Origin of the sequence: Actinoplanes sp. NPDC024001, assembly GCF_040638955.1 — a bacterium.
Taxonomy (GTDB): Bacteria; Actinomycetota; Actinomycetes; order Mycobacteriales; family Micromonosporaceae; genus Actinoplanes.
This window is the reverse complement of the sequence record NZ_JBEZZB010000131.1, coordinates 8,362-9,247: the sequence shown is the minus strand read 5'-3', so window position 1 is coordinate 9,247 and position 886 is coordinate 8,362. Positions and strand designations below refer to the sequence as shown.

The 886-nt window shown below is 71.6% G+C and carries 1 pseudogene; it reads right to left on the bottom strand.

Going from position 1 to position 886, the window contains the following annotated elements:
* Positions 1–886, bottom strand: a pseudogene (locus tag AB0F81_RS37050) (hypothetical protein); the annotation flags it as partial.

The window sequence follows — 886 nt, the reverse complement described above, 5'->3', positions numbered from 1 at the left end:
CGCTCCTGGCTCAGCCACCCGGGATGCGGGCGCTTCCGGCACTGTCACCTGCGGCCCGGGCGCTTCCGGCTCGTCCATCGTGTTTGCCGCAGCGCTGTGCGCGGTGCTCTGCGCGTCAACAGCCCCTGCTGCCGGGACGAGCACGGGCGTGGCGGCGACAGCCGCAACCTCTGCGTCGGTCTGCGGCTCGAACGAAGCCTCGGCGATCTCCGGGCTTCCCGGAGCGGCCCAGGTCTCCCGGTCTGCCTGGACACCGCTCGGGGCGCTGATCTCCTCCGCGATCGCGCCGCTTGCGGCGGTGCTGTCGTCGGCCGAGATCGTCAGCGCGGGCTCGGCCGCGTCGTTGTGGACGTCGGCGACCTCAACGGCCTCCTGCTCCACCCACGATTCGGAGGCGGCCGGCTCAGCGACTTCCTCGCTGCCGTCGCCGGATCGCTGCTCGGCCGGCTGGTCGGTCTCCCAGCGCTCCTGATCCGGGGCGCCAAGGCCGGTGTCTACCTCGCTGGGCTGCTGGTCTGCCCAGCCTTCACCCGCTGTCGGCTCCGCCGCTTCCCAGGCTTCGTAGCCGGGCGCGGACGCCGCCTGTCCAGCGTCCGCGGCGACCGCGAACTCCGAGCCCGCCTTAGCTGCCTCGCCGTCCACCTCGCCCGCGACGATCCCCGAGTAGTCCGCGTCCGCGACATCTTCCGCGTCGTCGGCCTCGACCGTGACGGTCTCCGCGTTGTCCGACTCGACCACTTCGGCCTCAACGACGTCCGTCTCAACCGAGGCGGTCGCTGGGCCGTCTGTCTCGACCACTTCGGCCTCAACGACGTCCGTCTCAACCGAGGCGGTCGCTGGGCCGTCTGTCTCGACCACTTCGGCCTCAACGACGTCCGTCTCAACC